We start from the raw sequence: 17,683 nt of genomic DNA on the forward strand, positions 1-17,683 counted from the left end.
GATGCGGTCGTGGCAAGACCGCGCCTTTGAATGCTCATGATGATCCGAATCCAGACCCTGATGCGCTGTGCCCTGCCGTTGGCGATGCTGGCGAGCGGTGCTGCAAACGCTGCCGATGCGCTGCCGGCAACGGGCTATGCGGTGCCTATTGGTGGTGCGCTCAAGTTTGACAACGAGGCCGTGTGGGCACGCCTGGTCGAGTTGGCGGGCGGGCCGGGCGCGCGTTTCGTCGTGCTCGCGACAGCCGCCGGCAACCCGCAACGATCGGGCAAGCAGATTGCCGATGCGCTGACGCGCCGCGGTGCGCAGGTGGATGTGCTGCCCGTTGCGCCGCGGCTCGAAGGCTTCGATGCCGAACAGGCGGTGCGCGATCCGGCCTTGGTCGAGCGGGTGCGCGCCGCGCGCGGCGTGTTCTTTTCCGGCGGTGCGCAGGAACGCATTGTCGATACGCTGGCACCGGGCGGCCAGGAATCGCCGCTGCTCGCCGCGATCCGTGATCTGCACCGTCGTGGTGGCGTCGTCGCCGGCACCAGTGCTGGTGCAGCGATCATGAGCAGCGTGATGTTCCGCGACGCGCAAGATGTGATGGGCATCCTGAAAGGGCGCCTTCGCGAGGGACAGGAAATCGATCGCGGGCTGGGCTTCGTTGGCCCGTCCCTGTTCGTCGACCAGCACTTCCTCAAGCGCGGGCGTGTCGGTCGCATGCTGCCCTTGATGCTTGCCAGGGGATACAAGCTCGGTATCGGCGTCGAAGAAAACTCCGCGGCCGTCGTTCACGGCGACCAGATCGAAGTTCTGGGCGGCAAGGGCGCGCTGCTGGTCGACCTGCACGATGCGACCCAGGATGCCTCGCAAGGCGTCTTCAACCTGCGTGGCGCGCGGATCAGCTATCTCGATCGGGGCGATCGCTACGACATGGCGACCCGCACCGTGCTGCCGTCGCAGGCGAAGCTGTCCGACCACAAGGTGGATCCGAATGCCGCCGACTTCAAGCCGTTCTTCGCCAATGATCCGTTCTACCTCGACATCCTTGGCGACAGCGCGATCGTCAACGCGATGGGGAATCTGATCGATAACGCGGGTCGCGAGGTGTTCGGCCTGGCCTATGACATGCGGCCAAAAGCGGATGACCCGCGTCCGGAGCTCGGCTTCGAGTTTCGGCTTTACAAGAAGGCTGACAGTGTGGGCTGGTTCACCGGCAGTTTCGGTGGCGAGGACTACACCGTTGCCAACCTCTACCTCGACGTGACGCCGGTGCGCGTGAAGCAACCGCTCTACACGCCGTGGCACAAGTGAATTGCAAGCTCCGCACAACCCCCGCCGGGAACGATTGATCCATGCAGATACGTAAGCACCCCCTGACCGCCGCAACCCCGGGAGTCGTGAGCGAGTTGCCGAGCTTGCATTTCGGTGCGCCGGGCAGCGGGCAGAAGGTCTATATCCAGGCGTCGCTGCACGCCGACGAAATCCCGGCCATGCTGGTTGCGCATCACCTGCGTCAGCGCTTCGAGACGCTGGAGCGCGATGGCAGGATCAAGGGCGAGATCGTGCTGGTGCCGATGGCGAACCCGCTCGGTCTGTCGCAAACCCTGCTGCATGTACCGCAGGGGCGTTTCGATTTTTCAACCGGTGAGAACTTCAACCGATACTACCCCGACTTCGCGCAGCAGGTGGGCGATGCGGTCGAGGCATCGCTGGGTTCCGATCCGGCGACCAACGTCCTGCGGGTGCGCGAGGCGTTGCGCGCTGCGGTGGCGACGATGCCGGTCGACACCAATCTAGCCAGCCTGCGGCGAACACTGTACGGCCTGGCCTGCGATGCCGATGTCGTGCTGGACCTGCATTGCGATACCGAAGCGGTGCTGCACATGTATACCGGCACGCCGCTGTGGTCGCAAGCCGAAGCGCTGGCACGCCATCTCGGTGCCGAGCTCACGCTGCTGGCCACCGAGTCGGGCGATGCGCCGTTCGATGAAGCCTGCTCGCAACTGTGGTGGTTGCTCGCCGAGCGGTGGAAAGGGCGTTTCCCGATCCCGCTGGCCTGTCTGTCAGTCACCGTAGAACTGCGGGGCTTCGCCGATGTCCGCCATGAGGCGGCGATTGCCGACGCCGAGGCCATCATCCGCTTCCTGGCAACGCGCGGCATCGTCGATCTGGAGGTGGCGAGCGTGCCACCCCTCCTGCGCGAACCCATGCCGCTGGCCGGATCAATGCCGGTTCACGCGACCCATGGCGGCGTGCTGGTGTTCCTGCGTGAATGCGGTGCCGAAGTATTGCGTGGCGAGGTCATTGCCGAAGTCATCGACCCCCTTTCGGCACAGGTCACGCCGCTGTGCGCGCCGGTCGACGGCCTGCTGTATGCGCGCGACAACCGCCGCTTCGCGACGGCCGGCATGCGCATCGCCAAAGTGGCGGGTCGCGAGGCCCTGCGCAGTGGCAAACTGCTGAGCGCTTGAGCAGACGCGAGCCAGACTACCTTGACCACACCCCAGCGCTACGGCTTCCTGCTGCTGCCCGGATTCCCGATGTTCGCCCTCGCGGGCGCGCTCGAGGTGCTGGGTGCCGCGAATGGCCTGCTGGGCGAGCAGGGCTACGCGCCGTATCTGCTGTCGCTCGACGGTGCGTCGGTTGCCGCTGGCGGTGGCGCGCGGGTCGAGGTAAACGCAGGCTTTGCCGAAGCGACCGAGCTGCATGCGGTGTTCGTGGTGTCGGACCACAGTCTTGGCGCACTTGATCTGGGCGCCTGCTGCCAATGGCTTGCAGCGCGCGGCGATGCCGGTTGCCTGATCGGGGGTATCGGCACCGGCGCTGCAGTCCTCGCCGACGCTGGCCTGCTGCGCGGGCATCGCGCCACGGTGCACTGGCCGCACGTTGCGGAAGTCGCCGAGCGGCACGCCGAGACGGTCGTCTCCTCGAACCTGTACGAAATCGACCGTGGGCGCCTGACGTGCGCCGGCGGCACCGCCAGCGTCGACATGCTGCTGGCGTGGATGGGGGTGCGGCACGGCGAGCGGGTGGCGCAGGAAATCGCCGCGCAACTCGGGCTCGAGCGCATTCGCGCACGCGACGAACGCCAGCTGGTGCCCAGCGCTGCGCGAATCGGCGGTGGCTCGGCCAAGCTCGCCGAAGCACTTGCGCTGATGGAAGCGAACCTGAGCGAACCCTTGCCGACCGAAGACATCGCGCGGCTGGTCGGCGTGTCGCGCCGTCAGCTCGAACGTCTCTTCAAGCAGCACCTCGATGCGTTGCCCTCACGGTATTACCTCGATCTGCGCCTGACTCGCGCGCGTCGCCTGCTGCAACAGAGCAGCCAGTCGATCCTGCAGATCGGGCTGGCCTGCGGCTTCGCTTCGGGCCCGCACTTTTCCAACGCGTACCGCAGTCACTTCGGCCGCACCCCGCGCGAGGAACGCAGCCAGCGCGCTGCCGCGTGGCGTGACGTAGCCCCGGTACGAGAGGAGTCCCCATGACGATGAGTTTTTCTCCCGGGCAGTTCGTGCTGCGCCCCTCGACGCCGGAAGACCTGCCGGCGATCGAGCGCATCGCAGCCGCCAGCACATTCGGCATCAATTCGCTGCCGCCTGATCGCGACTTCCTGCTCGCGCGCATCGAACGCTCGCAGCATGCCTTCCAGACGCTCGACGACGCGAGCGGCGAAGAGCGCTACCTGTTCGTGCTCGAAGATCTGGCCGCCGGCCGTGTGATCGGCACCAGCGGCATCGCGGCGAGCGCCGGCTTCCATGATCGCTTCTACAGCTATCGCAACGAGTTCGCGGTGCACGCCAGCGAGGCCCTCGGCGAGAGCAACCGCATCCACACATTGCACCTTTGCCACGATCTCACCGGCTATACCCTGCTGACCTCGTTCTACATCGAGCCGGAGTACGCCGACACGGTCGCGCCGCAGTTGCTGTCGCGGGCTCGCCTGCTCTTCATTGCCGAGTTTGCCGAGCGCTTCGCCGACCGCATCGCGGCCGAGACACCGGGGCTGTGTGATGCGGGCGGCAATTCCCCGTTCTGGGACGAAGTCGGGCGCCGCTTCTTCAACATGGACTACCCGCAGGCCGAGCGTCTTGCCGGCGGCCGCAGCAAGAGCTTCATTGCCGAGCTGATGCCGCACTCGCCGATCTATGTACCGCTGTTGCCCGAGACTGCGCAGTGGGCGATCGGCCAGTTGCACCCCGATGGCGAACTGCCTTTCTCGATCCTGCTTGACGAAGGCTTCGAGGCCGATACCTATGTCGATGTGTTCGACGCAGGCCCCACGGTCGAGGCGCGTCTGGCGATGCTGCGCACCGTGCGGCACGCACGCCGCGCGACGGTGGTCGATGCGGCGGTCGCGCGCGGTCCATGGCAACTCGTGACGCGCACCGTGCGCGAAGGCTTCCGCGCCACGCTGGCGCCGGTCGATGCGCACGGCCCGGCGGGGCTGGATGCCGCGACGCGCGCGCGTCTGGGTGTGTCAATCGGCGATGCGGTGCGTGTGTCACCCCTGGTGGTGGATGAAGCGTGCGGCGAGGAGGGTGAGGCGTGACGCTGCTGAGAATCCGGTGCGCCCGCGCCGATGATTTGCCGGCCATCGCCGGACTGATGGCCGACTGCGGCCGACCGCAGGTGAGGCCTCAGTTGCCGACCTTGCCCGGCGAACATGCATTGGTCGTGGAGGCGGGTGAGGGGGGCGCTGTGCTCGGCTGCCTGCGCTTGCGGGCCGCCATCGGGCTCCAGCAGCCGCGTTACTGGTACCACGTTGGCTGCGTCGTGCATGCGGCGCGCGAGCTGCAGCTCTTCCAGCGCCAGCGCACGCTGCTGCTCGGCAACAACCATACCGGTGCGAGCGAACTGGCGGACATCGCCTGGGCGCGCAGCGGCGTGCCGCTGGCCGAACAGGGGCTGATCCTCAAGCTGCTGGTGCAGGCGACGCTGCTGCTGATGGCGCGCCGGCGCGAGGCCTTTGCCAGCCACCTGGTGGTGGAACTGCCAGGGCTGCGTGATGCCGCCGGGCAAGCGCCCTTCTGGCTGGGGCTGGGTCGGCAGTTCTGCCGGCGCGATCCCTTGCTGGCGCGCGAGCAGTTCGGCGACGAATGGCGCGCGCATGCGGCCGCGCTCTTGCCGCGCCAGACCATCTACGCATCGTTCCTGCCGCCCGGTGCGCAAGAAGCGATTGCGCAGGCTGCACCCAGCGCACGGGTGCTGCAGGACGTGCTCGAGGCCGCCGGCATGCGCTACAGCCACCACATCAGCATCGACGATGGCGGGCCGGTGCTAGAGGCGGATGTCGATACGCTCGGCACCGTGACCGCGGGCCGCCTCTGGTCGCTTGTCCAGCGCGATGCGGCGGGGCCGGGCGTGCCGATGTTGGTGGCGCATGGCGATGCAGGCAACTGGCATGCGGTCATGGCGCAGGCCACCCTGCATGGCGGGCGCCTGGCGCTGCTGCCGGACGACCTCGCTCGACTGGGCGCCCACTCCGGCGAGCAGGTGTGGGCCGCACCCTTGCGCAGCGAATTCGACGCAATGCCCGCCGTCGGCGGCCACTCGGCGCCCGACGCCTGAGCTGCCTGCGTGCATAAGAAACGTGGCGTGGTGTCGGGCGCTCGGAAGATCGACATGATCAGCCTGGCGCGCGCGACGCTATCGACCGCTGTTCCATCCTGTCATCAGCCCGCGCAGCAGCGGGCGATGGCGAACTCATTGAGGAATCCGGCATGAAGTTGCGCCTGCCCAACACCTATGTGCTACTGCTTTCGCTGCTGGCGCTGATCGCGCTGTCGACCTGGATCGTGCCTGGGGGCAAGTTCGAGACCACCGTCGTCGCCGGCAAGACCCTGGTCGTGCCCGGCAGCTACCATCTGGTCGAAGCGCGGCCGCAGGGCCTCGCCGCACTGCTGACCGCGCCGATCAAGGGTTTCGTCGAGGCCGCACTGATCATCGGCTTCGTGCTGATCGTCGGCGGCGCCTTCTCGGTGCTGCAGAAGACCGAGGCCATCGACGCCATGATCAAGTCCGTCGCCCGCGCCCACAGCCGCTCGGCCTGGGTGCGCGCCGCGGTGATCCCGGTCTTCGTCGGTCTATTCGCGCTGGGGGGCGCCACCTTCGGCATGGCGGAAGAGGCGATCCCCTTCGTGATGATCTTCATCCCGCTGGCGCTGGCGCTGCGGCTCGATACGCTGACCGGCATGACGATTCCCTTCGTCGGCTCGCAGATCGGCTTCGCCACCGCCTTCCTAAACCCCTTCAACGTCGGCGTCGCGCAGGGCATCGCAGGCGTGCCGATGTTCTCCGGCATTGGTTACCGGGCGATCTGCTGGGCGGTCGCGACCGCCATCACCATCGGTTTCCTGCAGTGGTGGGCGGCGCGCATCCGCCGCACGCCGGAGCTGAGCCCGACCTTCGCACTGGATCAGGAGCGCCGCAAGACGCTCGACCTCGCCAGCTTCGAGCAGTTCGCTGGCATGACCGGCCGGCACAAGCTGGTGCTGTGGCTGTTCGCCGCCACGCTGCTCGGCATGATCTTCGGCGTGGTGCGTTTCGGCTGGTACATCGAGGAGATCGCTGCGCTGTTCCTGGTGATGGCGCTGGCGGTCGGCCTCGTTGCGCGGCTGTCGGCCGACGAGCTGACCGGCGCCTTTCTCCACGGCGCCAAGGACCTTGTCGGCACCGCGCTGGTGATCGCGCTGGCCAAGGGCACGGTGATCCTGATGCGCGACGGGCAGGTCATCGACACGCTGCTCAACGCGCTGGCACCGCTGGTCGCTTCCGACAGCCCGGTGTTCGCGGCGCAGAAGATGTTCGTGATCCAGTCGGTGATCAACTTCTTCATCCACTCCGGCACCGGGCAAGCCGCGCTGACCATGCCGATCATGGCGCCGCTGGCCGATCTGGTCGGCATCACGCGCCAGACCGCGATCCTCGCCTTCCAGTTCGGCGAACTGGCCACCGCGATCATCCCGACCTCAGGCATCACGGTCGGTGTGTTGGCGCTCTCTGGCGTGCCCTACACCACCTGGGTGCGCTGGATGCTGCCGCTGCAGGGCCTGTACCTGATCATGGCCCTGGTCCTGCTGGCGCCGCCGGCCTTGCTCGGCTGGCAGTGATCGCGGCGGGTTGCAGGGCTGCGCGAGCTGCCTTGCCAGCTTGCTAAGCGGTTCGCCCGAGGCGGTAGACGAGTTCGACGCATGGCTCGCCGCGAAACGTCGTTTCGCAGCGCGCCTGCAATGTGAAGCCGAGTCGCTGCAGCAGGCCAACCGATGCGAGATTGCGGGCATCGGTGATCGCCCGCACCTCCGTCACCGCGGTGCGCGCAAACACCATGTCGATGGCTTCGCGTACCGCCTCGCGCGCGATGCCCTGACCCTGGGCGGCGCGCGCCAGCGTGAATCCGATTTCGGCATGGGCGCCGTCCGGCGACAGGAAGAGGCCGATGTCGCCCAGCAGTACATCGGTCTCCAATGCGGCGATTCCGAGTTGCACCCATTCCCCCTGTCGGAGCAGCGGCGCGGCGCTCATCTCGGCGAGGAATGACGCGGCGTTCGCATCCGGCATGGGCGACCAGCCCTGATAGCGCCCGACTTCGGGGTCGCCGCGATAGGCCTGGAAGGCGTGCAGATCCGAACCGCGCAGGCGTCGCAGCACAACGCGAGCCGCCACGCGCGGCAGGGTGTCGGTGGGCGCTGGGGCGTCCGGCGCCGGATTCGAGCGTGATGTCATCGTCCGCATTACACCGCATTGCGGCCGCGAGCGGCTTGTCTGAGTTCGCTCAGCGCGACTGCAGGCTGCGCAGATGCGCCAGCTTGGCCGCGTAGCGTGTGCGGTCGTTGCCGGTGGTGCTGTTTTCTTCGGCGAGCGTGATCTGCTGCTGGGCCATCGGCAGGTCGCCGAGGTGGTAGAGCGCGAGGCCCAGCCAGAAGTGAAACTCGTGGTAGTCGGGGGCACGTTTGACTTCATGGGCGAACAGGTCGCGCGCGCCGGCGTAGTCCCCCGCCTGCATCGCGGCCATGCCGCGGTCGAAATAGTGGAAGGGCGGTTCCGGGTCGATGCTCGCGAGGCGTTGCAATAGCGCTTGGGATTCCTCTTTGCGCCCGAGCGCGGCGAGCGCGTCGGCCAGGTTCGACATCGCCAGCGTGTTGCCCGGCTCGCGCTGCAGCGTGGCGTTGAAGGCGAGTTCGGCGGCATCGGGATTGCCGTGACGTCGGTAGACGACGCCCAGCGTGTTGTAGGCGCTGGCGAAGTCGGGGTCGGTCTGGATCGCGGCGCGCGCCCACCAGTAGGCGTTGTCGACCTGCCCCTCGGCGAGCGTCTCGGCCGCGCGGTTGTTCATGAACATCGCCATCACCGTGCGTTCGCTGATCGGCTGCATGCGCAGGCCCCGCAGATCCTCCGGCGGCAGGAAGTCGATCGTCATCGGATCGACCGGCCGGTTCTGCAGCGTAGGGTCGGGGTGATGGGTGTCGAGCGTGAGGTTCACGTGATCGATCGACAACTGCAGGCTGCCGCTGCGGCCCAGCGCGGGGTCGGCGGTGTAGCGCTGGTAGCGCACGGCCAAGCCGACCTCGCGCGCGAAGGCGCCGGTCATGATCACCAGTGACAGGCAGTTGCCGGATCGCGAGGCGAAGGCTTCGGCGGCGGTGCGGGTGAGGCTGCTGTCGTAGCGCAGCTTGAGTTGATCCTGGTGGTACAAGGCTTCGACGAGCCCTGCGCGCGGGCCCTTGCCGGCGAGAATCGGCGCCGCGGGGCCGGCCAGGTAGCTGCGCATGTCGCTGCTGAGTGCGAATACCGCGTCGCTATCGACGCGTGTGGTGGGTGGCGCGAACAGCGCGTCGCGCAGGATGGGCGTCTCCTGCACCACCGGTTTCGACGCGCAGGCCGAGAGCAGGGCAGCGAACAGCAGCGCAAGGATTGCCTTCATGTGCGACCTCCACAGAAATGCCAGACCGCGATCCCGCCGGATTGACGATTCGGACGATCCATCTTCCATCCTAGCTCCGGCCGGGGGTGAGCGCGCGGGTACGATGCGCTCGCGGGGCGTCGCTCAATCGGACGGGGCGTCTTGCGGAATGACGGCCGCGGCGTCACTCGCCTGGCACTCGGCCCGCAGCCAGTCGGCAAAGGCACGCGCTTCACGTGAGGCCCGCCCGGGAGGCCACACCAGCAGATATCCCTCCAGCCGCGCTTCATGCGGAATCGGCCGGACCAGTTCGCCGCGGGCGAGTTCGTCGGCGACCAGCAGCGGATTGGTCAGCGCCACACCGGCACCGGACTTCGCCAGATCGAGCACCTGCTCGGCGCTGACATAGGACATGTCGCTGCTCGGCCGCGCGCGCACCCCCTGACTGTGGAACCAGTCGCCCCACCAGGTGCCGTCGTCTTCATGCAGCAGGGTCAGCCTGAGCAGGTCGGCAGGGTGACGCGGCACCTCGTGGTGCTGCAGATAGCCGGGCGAGCAGACGGGGAAGATCGCGGGCTGCATCAGCAGCTCGGTACGGCCGCGGAAGTGCATGGGCAAGCCGAAGCCGATGCCCAGATCGGCCTGGCCGGCGCGTACCTCCTCGAAGGATGCGTTCGGCTCGAGCGCGATGCGCAGGTCCGGGTGGGCGGCGCGAAAGGCCGGCAGGCGCTCGCGCAGCCAGCGTGACGCAAAACCCGGCACCGCGATCAGGCGCAGCCAACGTGCCTTGGCGCGTTGTGACAGGTCGTGGGACGCATCCGCGATGACTTCGAGCGCCTTGCCGACCTGTTCGTAGTAGATCCGCCCGGATTCGGTCAGCAGCACGCCGCGCGGCGTACGCTCGAACAGGCGGCTTCCCAGCCAGTCCTCAAGGCTTTTCACATGTCGGCCGATCGCCGGCTGGGTGACATGCAGTTCTTCGCCAGCGGCGACGAAGCTGCCCAGGCGCGCGGCGCTCTCGAAAGCACGCACGGCGTTCAGCGGTGGCAGGCGATGGCGTTTCATGCGGCCCTAGGTATTAGTTTTTTTACTACCGTAGCACACAAATCGCATGTTGAGCCGCAGTGCCGCGCTGCCTACGCTGGCGCCCATCGAACTGTCCGCAGGTGTCCCGCGATGCAGCGCCCCGTGTTTCATGCCAGCCTCTACGACCGCGAAAGCCCGCCCGCCAGCTACTGGGCTGCGGTGACGCCAGCGCCGGTTTTCGATCCGCTCCCCGGCGACTGCGAGACCGAAGTGGCGGTGATCGGCGGCGGCTTCACCGGACTCTCGGCGGCCTTGCACCTTGCACGCGACCACGGCATCCATGCGGTGGTGCTGGAGGCCGGCGCCATCGGCTGGGGCGCCAGCGGCCGCAATGCCGGCTTCAACACCTTGCCAGCGACCAAGCACGCCACCCGCACCTTGTTCGCCCACTGGTGCGAGGACGACGTACGCGCCTTCTTCGAGGCCCAGCAACAAGGGCAGGCGCTGGTGCAGGACCTCGCCATGAGCGAGGGCTTCGACCTGCAATCGACTGGCTCGGGCGTGTTCTGGGTGGCGCACACGGTGCGTGCGGTGCAGGCGCTCGCCGAAGAGGGGCAGTGGCTGGCCCGCGCCGGGGTGACGGCCCGCCTCCTCGACGCCGAGGAATTCCGGCGCTGCGGGCACGGCGGGCGCGAGGCCTTCGGTGCCCTGCATCTGCTGGCGGGCGGCGGCATCAACCCGCTGGCGCTGACCTACGGGCTCGCGCTCGCCGCCCGGCGGCACGGCGCGACGGTGTGCGCCCATTCACCGGTCCGCATCTGGCGCGCGGCAGACGGGCGTCATGTCCTCGAGACCCCGCAGGGCAGGGTGCGCGCCCGCAAGGTGGTGCTCGCGACCAACGCCTACCGCGACGGCGTCGACCCGGCCGCCCTGCAGCGCCGAGTCCTGCCCGCCATCTCCAACATCGTCGTGACCGAGCCGCTTTCGGCCGCAAAGTGGGACGCGTTGGGCCTCGTCACGGAAGCGCCGATGTCGGATTCACGCCACCTCGTCAGCTACTACCGGCGCCTGCCGGACGGCCGCCTGCTGTTCGGCGCACGCGGCGACACGCTCGGCGATCCGGGCCAGCAGGCCCGGATGCAGGCCCGGCTGATGGCGCTGATCGCCCGCAAGTTTCCCGATGCAGGGCCGCTCGCGCCGGCCTGGTTCTGGCAGGGGCTGGTGGCCCTGACGCGGCGCTTCCTGCCCTCGCTCGGCACCGTGCCCGGCGACGACTCGGTGCACTACGCCTTCGGCTGTTTCGGCTCGGGCGTGAACACCATGCCCTGGATGGGCCGCACGATCGCGCGCCGCATCGCCGGGCGCCGCCCCACCGCCGCCGAGTCCTGCGAACTCTTCCGCGACCTGCCCGCGCCGCTTCCGCGCAGCCCCTGGCTGCAACGCAAGGGGCTGCAGCTCGCCTATGCCCACTACGCCCTGCTGGATGCACTGCCTTGATCAGGAGAGATGCCGCGATGACCATGACACCCACCCAGATCCAGATGTCCGAACGCTCGGGCCATCACTTCGTCTCGGGCCAGTACCGCCCCGGCGCCGGGCCGCGGCGTGCGGTCATCGATCCGGCCAGCGAGGCCGTGGTCGCGCACTACGCCGAGGCCAACGCGGAAGAAGTGGCGATAGCCGTCGAGTCTGCGGCGCAGGCGCAGCGCCAATGGTGGGCGCTCAGCGCGCTGGACCGCGCCAACCTGCTGCATGAGGTCGCCGCCCGGCTCGAAACGCTCGCCGCCACGGTGGGCGAATGCCTGACGCGCGAGATGGGCAAGCCCTACCGCGAATCACACTGGGAGGTGGGCGCCTCGGCAAGCGCCTTCCGCCACTACGCAGAACTGGCCCGCCACGAGAACGGCCGCGTCGCCGGCCCCGCCATCGCCGGGCAACTGCATATGACGCTGAAGGAGCCGCTCGGCACCGTGGTGTCCATCGTCCCCTTCAACTACCCGGTGCTGCTGTTCGGCTGGCAGGCCGCTGCAGCGCTCGCCGCCGGCAACGCGATCATCGGCAAGCCGTCGGAACTCACCCCGCTGACGCTGCTGCTGCTGATGCCCGCCTTCGAGGGGCTGCCGGCAGGCCTCGTCCAGGTACTGACCGGCGGGGCCGAGACCGGGCGCCTGTTGATCGAGGACGAACACACCCATGCCGTGGCCTTCACCGGCAGCGTTGCGGCCGGGCAGGCGGTAGCCCAGGCCGCCGGCAAGCGCTTCAAGCCGGTACTGGTCGAAGCCTCGGGCAACGACCCGTTCATCGTGATGCCCTCAGCGCCGGTGGAGATTGCCGCCCGCGCAGCCGCCTACGCGGCCTTCCTCAACTGTGGGCAGGTGTGCACCTCGGCCGAACGGATCTATGTGCATGAGGCGATCTACGACGACTTCGTCGCCGCGCTGACCCGCGAGGCGCAGGCGCTGCGCGTCGGCAGCGGGCTGGGCCGGGTCGATGTCGGCCCGCTCGCTTCGGCGCGGGAACGCGACCGCGTGGAGCACATCGTCGCCCGCGCGGTGGCGCAAGGGGCTCGCCTGCGCTGCGGCGGCCGGCGCCCCCCGGGCCTGGCGGCAGGCTGGTTCTACCAGCCCACCGTGCTCGAAGTCCGGCATGAGATGGACATCATGCACGGCGAGTGCTTCGGGCCGCTGGCGCCGGTCTGCATGGTCACCAACCTCGACGAAGCGATCGCGCTGGCCAACGACTCCGAATACGGCCTCGGGGCCAACATCTTCACGCGCGATCTGGCCGAGTCGATGCGGGCGGTGCGCGAGATCGAGTCCGGCATCGTGTGGGTGAACACCCCGCTCAACGACAACGACTGCGTGCCCTTCGGCGGCCGCAAGCTCACCGGCATGGGGCGCGAACTGGGCATCGAGGGGCTCGAACAGTTCCGCCGCTCGAAGATGGTGATGATCGCGCCGGAGGCCGAGGCAGACCCCGAATGGTTCCCGTACCCCGACCAGGACGCCTTCGCTCAGGCCTGAACATGCAAGCGCCTGCCTCCGGCCCGCCCCCGCCAGCCTCAGGGCGACCGCCCTGAGTGCGCGGCGCCGCACTGCGCCGCCCGACCCGTTCCGCGAAGCCGCTGCCTATCGCCCGATCACGAGGCGAGGGCCGTGCTCCGCCCTGTGCATGCCTGTTCCACCCCTGACACCCGACTGTCACCCACGGAGAACCAATCATGAAACGCATCACTGCCCGCCTGCTCGGCGTCGTCGGCCTCGCCTGCCTGACGCTTTGCAGCGCCGCCCGCGCGGAAGACGAGGAGAAGATCCTCAACATCTACAACTGGTCCGAGTACATCGCCGACGACACGATCCAGAACTTCGAGAAGGAAACGGGTATCAAGGTCCGCTACGACACCTTCGACAGCAACGAGATCGTTCACGCCAAGCTGGTCGCCGGTAAGACTGGCTACGACATCGTGGTGCCCTCGTCGACCTGGGCCAAGTTGCAGATCGACGGCGGTCTGTTGCGCACGCTGGACAAATCCCAGATCCCGAACCTGAAGAACCTCGACCCGGCGCTGCTCGCCCAGCTGGCAAAGATGGACCCCGGCAACGCGCACATGGTCAACTGGCTGTGGGGCTACACCACGGTCGGCATCAACACCGACAAGGTCAAGGCCGCGCTGGGCGACCTGCCGATGCCCGACAACGCGTGGGACCTCGTCTTCAAGCCGGAGTACATCAGCCGGCTCAAGCGCTGCGGCGTGTCCTTCCTCGACTCGGCCTCCGAGATCGTGCCGGTGGCGCTGTTCTATCTGGGCAAGGCGCCCGACAGCAAGAACCCGTCCGACTACACGGCGGCCGGCAACCTGCTCAAGACCGTGCGGCCGTATGTCACCCTTTTCAGCTCGTCGGGCTACATCAACGACCTCTCGTCCGGCTCGCTGTGCGTCGCGATCGGCTGGTCGGGCGATATCGGCGTCGCGCGACAACGTGCCATCGCCACGAAGACCGGGCAGAACATCCAGACCCTGGTGCCCAGGACCGGCAGCCTGCTGTTCTTTGACGGCATGGTGATCCCGGCCGACGCGCCGCACCCGGGCAACGCGCACAAGTTCATCAATTACATCCTGCGGCCCGAGGTGCACGCCTCGCTGACCAACAAGCTGTATTACGCCAACCCGAATGCCGAGGCGCGGCGCTTCGTCAAACCCGAGGTCGCCAACGACCCCACCGTCTTCCTGCCCGCTGCTGCGCTGGCGACGATGAGCTCGCCGGCAGCGCTGAACAACGACCTGCGCCGCCTGATGAACCGCACCTACACCACCTTCAAGACCGGGCTCTGAGCACGCCCGCCCCACGACGAGGATTCTTCCGATGAGCACGTTTCGTCACACCGCACTCGCGCTGGCGCTGGGCTGCGCCTTGCCGGGTCATGCAGCCGCCGCAGCCGACCTGCAGACCGAAGTGGCGGCCCTGAAAGCCCGCCTGGCCGAGCTGGAGGCGCGCCTCGCAGCGCAACCCGCAAGCCCGGCGCCCGCAGCGGCCGGCATGACCGCCGAGCAGCAGCAGGAATTCAACCGCGTCGCGATCAAGGCCGAGGCGCTGGAAGACGCGCGCGATGCCGCCGGATTGCGGCAACTCAAGATCAGCGGCTATGCGGACCCGGCCTGGGTCTACAACCAGCGGCAGGATCGCGCCGGCTTCCAGTTCCTCAACAGCGTTGCCGACGGCGGCTACAGCTACGACAACTCCTACTTCGGCAGCGTGATGCTCGACTTGCTCAAGGAGACCGAGAGCGGCACCCGCTGGCATCTGGCGCTGGCCCCCAACCGCGGCGTCGGGGCGGTGGTGGATGGCAAGTCCATCGTCAACGAGGCCTCGGTCTCGATCCCGCTCACCGACCTGCAGACCCGCCTGATCGCCGGCCAGATTCCGGACTGGAGCGGCTACGAGTACCAGGCCGCGACCTTGAACAAGCTCGTCACCCACAACCTGCTGTTCGACTTCACCGTGCCCACCGCCTACACCGGTGCCGGGCTCGAAATCACGTCCGGCAAGTGGATCAGCAAGGCCTTGCTCGCCAACGTGAATGCAACGATCCGCAAATCCGGCGAGAAGCGTCCGGTGCTGGCTTACCGGGTGGACTACGCGAAAGGGGAGTTCAACGGCTTCGGCTTTGCGGGCCAGCATGGCCAGCAGACCAACCTCGCGGACCCGGCGCTCAAAGCCTCGCGCTTCGATCTCGTTGAGCTGGACGGCTATTTCATCCGCGGCGACTGGACACTGCAGGGACAACTCGCAGTGGGCCGCCACAAGGGGGCAGCCATCGCGCCGGATCCGCTCAGCGGCGCACTGCGCGACGCCCAGTGGGCGGGCGTGTCCGGGCTCGCCGGCTACAAGTTCAGCTCGCGGCTGGAAGGCGTCCTGCGGGCCGACTACCTCTACAACCGCAAGAACGGTGGCGGTCTGTTCGGCTACACCGGGTACTGGAACCCGGCGCAGGGCATCCACGGCGACTATCGCAACGGCATCGGCGTGGCGGGCAACGCCGACTGCCTGGCCGACCCGGCCAGCGGCGCCTGCAACCGCGGCGCCAACCGCAGCGCGCTGAGCCTCGGCCTGCTCTACCTGTTCGACCTGAACACCCAGTTCAGGCTCGAATACCGGCAAGACCTCGCCGACACCGCAGTGCTGGTGGACGTCCGCGACGGCAGCTACCACCGCGACAACTCGGTCCTCGCCGCCTCGGCGCTGGTGTCATTCTGAACGCATCGGATCACAGTGAAATGCGGGGCGCCAGAGCGAGGAATGATCCCCGCGCAGGCGCCTTCCGCTTCGAGGCGAAGTAAGTCAGCACTTCGGCTATCGACCAGCAATCGGTTAGCGGCGCAACCCGTCTCGACACGGCTGTGGCTGAAGACATATGGATATTTTTCTGTGGGCAGGGGGCAGGTCATCGCCGGACTCATGCATCGCAGCGCTGGTCGAATGCTGTAAATGCGAGAGCGAGATTGTTGTTCGGGTTCACAAAATTCATCCACAAGGACGGTGGAGATCCCTGTGGGAAAGCTGTGGATATCGATGCGGCGGCATTGCCCCTCTGCAGCCTGCTTTCGCTGCCTCATTTTTGAGCAGGCGTGCCTTGTCGCGGTGCGCTCTTGCAGGCATGCATGCCCGGAAACGCTTGCGGCACCTGCCTTCGGCGTCGATGCACCTGCAATGGCCTTGCCGTCGCGACGGCGCGCCTCGGGGATGCTTCGCTGGTGTGGTGATCGCGAGCAAACGCAAAATCTGGTTCCCCGGCGCGCAAGGCGCTATTGCGGCGTGGCGCCCGCGCGGCTGCGCGTCGGGCAAGAGGCGACGAGCCATTCCGTCAAGTGGCTGACAAAGCTGCGCACGGCTGCCGACAGATGCCGTCGCGTGGGATAGACGGCGTAGATCGTCAACGGTTTGGGGCGCCAGTCGGTCAGGACTTCGACCAGGCGGCCGCTGTCGAGCAGCGGTTGCAGGATGAAGTCGGGCGCTCCCGTCAGCCCCAGGCCCTGCGCGGCGAGTTCGGCGAGCATGGGGCCATTGTTGGCGTGAGCCGGGCCGCGCACCGGCACCTTGATGCGCTCGCCGTCGGCGCCCAGGAATACCCAGTTCAGACCCTCCGATGAATAGGCGTAGGTCAGGCAGGCGTGCTGCGCGAGGTCGGCGGGTGTGTGCGGAATTCCGTGCGCGGCGAGGTAGGCCGGGGCGGCGGCGATCATCAGCCGCGCCTCGCCGATCGGCCGCGCGACGAGGGTCTGGCTGCCCACTTCGCCGACCCGGATCGCCAGATCCAGCCCTTCCTCGACCAGGTCGACCTGCCGGTCAGATAGCGACACGTCGACCCGCACACCGGGGTGGTTCGCAAGGTAGGCCGCGATTGCCGGCGCGAGGTGGCTGATGCCGAAGCTGATCGGCGCGGTCAGCCGCAACGTGCCGCGCGGGGTCGGGTCGCGTGAACCGGCGAGTTCCTCCGCTTCGGCGATGTCGGCGAGCAGTTGCACGCAGCGCTCGTAGTAGGCGCGACCGTTGTCGGTCAGCGACAGGCGGCGCGTGGTCCGGTGCAGCAGGCGCGCGTCGAGCAGGGCTTCGAGCTGGGCGACCAGTCGCGAGACGGCTGAGGTAGAGAGTTTCAGATGCTCGGCGGCGGCGGCGAAGCTGCCCAGTTCGACCACCTTGGTGAAAACAGACATGGCCTCAACGCGATCCATAGAACTGTCCCGAAAATTGCAATAAAGAATTGCTCGTCTGCCAGTTTATCCCATGTTTGTTGATCGTCAGACTTCGCTCCATCGCATCACGCGAAACCCGAACAGGAGAGACGACATGGAAAACACGCAAGCCACCCGCATCGGCGCCTTCATTCTTCGCATCAGCCTCGGCCTGATGTTCATCGCCCACGCGGGTTTGAAATTCTTCGTATTCACATTGCCCGGCACCGCTGCGTTCTTCGCGTCGATCGGACTGCCCGGTGTGCTGGCCTATCCGGTCTTCGCCGCGGAACTGCTGGGCGGTATCGCGCTGCTGCTCGGCTGGCAGACGCGCTGGGTCGCGGCGGTGCTGATTCCGGTGCTGCTGGGCGCCAGCTGGGCGCACGCCGGGAACGGCTGGCTGTTTACCGCGCCTAACGGTGGCTGGGAGTACCCGGTGTTCCTGACAGTGGCGACGGCAGTGCAGGCCCTGCTGGGCGCCGGAGCCTTCTCGATCGGTTCGCGCAAGCCGGATGTTGCCCCGGCTTATGCTTGATACCCCG

Annotated in this window: 15 protein-coding genes; 11 read left to right on the top strand and 4 right to left on the bottom strand. The window is 67.6% G+C overall.

Going from position 1 to position 17,683, the window contains the following annotated elements; translation table 11 throughout:
- Window positions 1–36: 36 nt before the first annotated feature.
- From GGR36_RS01325 to GGR36_RS01350, 6 genes are all read left to right on the top strand, one after another.
- Window positions 37–1,296 (top strand): cyanophycinase, encoded by a 1,260-nt coding sequence (locus GGR36_RS01325; RefSeq protein ID WP_183631060.1) that lies wholly within the window; start codon window positions 37–39, stop codon window positions 1,294–1,296.
- 41 nt (window positions 1,297–1,337) lie between these two features.
- Window positions 1,338–2,456, top strand: coding sequence for a succinylglutamate desuccinylase/aspartoacylase family protein (locus GGR36_RS01330; protein WP_183631062.1), 1,119 nt, complete (start codon window positions 1,338–1,340; stop codon window positions 2,454–2,456).
- Window positions 2,457–2,477: 21 nt separating this feature from the next.
- Entirely contained in the window at window positions 2,478–3,470 is a 993-nt protein-coding gene (locus GGR36_RS01335) for a GlxA family transcriptional regulator (RefSeq protein WP_207064336.1), read from the top strand.
- 2 nt (window positions 3,471–3,472) lie between these two features.
- Window positions 3,473–4,534 carry an arginine N-succinyltransferase gene (locus tag GGR36_RS01340; protein WP_183631064.1) on the top strand — a complete coding sequence of 354 codons (1,062 nt, stop codon included), beginning with the start codon at window positions 3,473–3,475 and terminating at the stop codon, window positions 4,532–4,534.
- Window positions 4,531–5,553, top strand: coding sequence for an arginine N-succinyltransferase (locus GGR36_RS01345; RefSeq protein WP_183631066.1), 1,023 nt, complete (start codon window positions 4,531–4,533; stop codon window positions 5,551–5,553). Before GGR36_RS01340 ends, GGR36_RS01345 begins: the two co-directional genes overlap by 4 nt.
- Before the next feature lie 152 nt (window positions 5,554–5,705).
- Window positions 5,706–7,094: a YfcC family protein gene (locus GGR36_RS01350; RefSeq protein WP_183631068.1), complete on the top strand. Its 1,389-nt coding sequence runs from the start codon at window positions 5,706–5,708 to the stop codon at window positions 7,092–7,094.
- A gap of 43 nt (window positions 7,095–7,137) precedes the next feature.
- On the opposite strand, the gene GGR36_RS01355 is transcribed toward GGR36_RS01350, so the two are convergent.
- From GGR36_RS01355 to GGR36_RS01365, 3 genes are all read right to left on the bottom strand, one after another.
- The gene (locus GGR36_RS01355; RefSeq protein ID WP_183631070.1) at window positions 7,138–7,707 is read right to left on the bottom strand and encodes a GNAT family N-acetyltransferase; all 570 of its coding nucleotides are present in this window, start codon (window positions 7,705–7,707) and stop codon (window positions 7,138–7,140) included.
- Window positions 7,708–7,756: 49 nt separating this feature from the next.
- The gene (locus GGR36_RS01360) at window positions 7,757–8,905 is read right to left on the bottom strand and encodes a tetratricopeptide repeat protein (protein WP_183631072.1); all 1,149 of its coding nucleotides are present in this window, start codon (window positions 8,903–8,905) and stop codon (window positions 7,757–7,759) included.
- A gap of 123 nt (window positions 8,906–9,028) precedes the next feature.
- A complete protein-coding gene (locus GGR36_RS01365; RefSeq protein ID WP_183631074.1) occupies window positions 9,029–9,949 on the bottom strand; it encodes a LysR substrate-binding domain-containing protein in 921 nt (306 codons plus the stop codon).
- Window positions 9,950–10,060: 111 nt separating this feature from the next.
- Here GGR36_RS01365 and GGR36_RS01370 point away from each other — a divergent pair, with 111 nt between their 5' ends.
- The 4 genes from GGR36_RS01370 to GGR36_RS01385 all read left to right on the top strand — a co-directional run bounded on the left by GGR36_RS01370 (window position 10,061) and on the right by GGR36_RS01385 (window position 15,666).
- Window positions 10,061–11,407: an NAD(P)/FAD-dependent oxidoreductase gene (locus tag GGR36_RS01370; RefSeq protein WP_183631076.1), complete on the top strand. Its 1,347-nt coding sequence runs from the start codon at window positions 10,061–10,063 to the stop codon at window positions 11,405–11,407.
- Between the two features lie 17 nt (window positions 11,408–11,424).
- Window positions 11,425–12,933, top strand: a complete 1,509-nt coding sequence (locus tag GGR36_RS01375; protein WP_207064334.1) for an aldehyde dehydrogenase family protein — start codon at window positions 11,425–11,427, stop codon at window positions 12,931–12,933.
- Window positions 12,934–13,130: 197 nt separating this feature from the next.
- Window positions 13,131–14,243, top strand: coding sequence for a polyamine ABC transporter substrate-binding protein (locus tag GGR36_RS01380; protein WP_183631078.1), 1,113 nt, complete (start codon window positions 13,131–13,133; stop codon window positions 14,241–14,243).
- A gap of 31 nt (window positions 14,244–14,274) precedes the next feature.
- Entirely contained in the window at window positions 14,275–15,666 is a 1,392-nt protein-coding gene (locus GGR36_RS01385; protein WP_183631093.1) for a DUF3138 family protein, read from the top strand.
- Window positions 15,667–16,214: 548 nt separating this feature from the next.
- Here the strand turns inward: GGR36_RS01385 and GGR36_RS01390 are convergent.
- Window positions 16,215–17,123, bottom strand: a complete 909-nt coding sequence (locus GGR36_RS01390) for a LysR family transcriptional regulator (protein WP_242533115.1) — start codon at window positions 17,121–17,123, stop codon at window positions 16,215–16,217.
- Window positions 17,124–17,256: 133 nt separating this feature from the next.
- On the opposite strand from GGR36_RS01390, the gene GGR36_RS01395 reads away from it, so the two are divergent.
- Window positions 17,257–17,676 carry a DoxX family protein gene (locus tag GGR36_RS01395; protein WP_183631097.1) on the top strand — a complete coding sequence of 140 codons (420 nt, stop codon included), beginning with the start codon at window positions 17,257–17,259 and terminating at the stop codon, window positions 17,674–17,676.
- Window positions 17,677–17,683 lie beyond the last annotated feature (7 nt).

The sequence above is a fragment of the Niveibacterium umoris genome, assembly GCF_014197015.1.
Lineage (GTDB): Bacteria > Pseudomonadota > Gammaproteobacteria > Burkholderiales > Rhodocyclaceae > Niveibacterium > Niveibacterium umoris.

What these genes read in the sequence shown, in the direction of transcription:
- GGR36_RS01380 (WP_183631078.1), top strand. Translation starts at nt 13,131, where the DNA reads ATGAAACGCATCACTGCCCGCCTGCTCGGCGTCGTCGGCCTCGCCTGC.
- GGR36_RS01350 (WP_183631068.1), top strand. Translation starts at nt 5,706, where the DNA reads ATGAAGTTGCGCCTGCCCAACACCTATGTGCTACTGCTTTCGCTGCTG.
- GGR36_RS01325 (WP_183631060.1), top strand. Translation starts at nt 37, where the DNA reads ATGATGATCCGAATCCAGACCCTGATGCGCTGTGCCCTGCCGTTGGCG.
- GGR36_RS01370 (WP_183631076.1), top strand. Translation starts at nt 10,061, where the DNA reads ATGCAGCGCCCCGTGTTTCATGCCAGCCTCTACGACCGCGAAAGCCCG.
- GGR36_RS01340 (WP_183631064.1), top strand. Translation starts at nt 3,473, where the DNA reads ATGAGTTTTTCTCCCGGGCAGTTCGTGCTGCGCCCCTCGACGCCGGAA.
- GGR36_RS01355 (WP_183631070.1), bottom strand. Translation starts at nt 7,707, where the DNA reads ATGACATCACGCTCGAATCCGGCGCCGGACGCCCCAGCGCCCACCGAC.
- GGR36_RS01395 (WP_183631097.1), top strand. Translation starts at nt 17,257, where the DNA reads ATGGAAAACACGCAAGCCACCCGCATCGGCGCCTTCATTCTTCGCATC.
- GGR36_RS01365 (WP_183631074.1), bottom strand. Translation starts at nt 9,949, where the DNA reads ATGAAACGCCATCGCCTGCCACCGCTGAACGCCGTGCGTGCTTTCGAG.
- GGR36_RS01375 (WP_207064334.1), top strand. Translation starts at nt 11,425, where the DNA reads ATGACCATGACACCCACCCAGATCCAGATGTCCGAACGCTCGGGCCAT.
- GGR36_RS01330 (WP_183631062.1), top strand. Translation starts at nt 1,338, where the DNA reads ATGCAGATACGTAAGCACCCCCTGACCGCCGCAACCCCGGGAGTCGTG.
- GGR36_RS01390 (WP_242533115.1), bottom strand. Translation starts at nt 17,123, where the DNA reads ATGTCTGTTTTCACCAAGGTGGTCGAACTGGGCAGCTTCGCCGCCGCC.
- GGR36_RS01385 (WP_183631093.1), top strand. Translation starts at nt 14,275, where the DNA reads ATGAGCACGTTTCGTCACACCGCACTCGCGCTGGCGCTGGGCTGCGCC.
- GGR36_RS01360 (WP_183631072.1), bottom strand. Translation starts at nt 8,905, where the DNA reads ATGAAGGCAATCCTTGCGCTGCTGTTCGCTGCCCTGCTCTCGGCCTGC.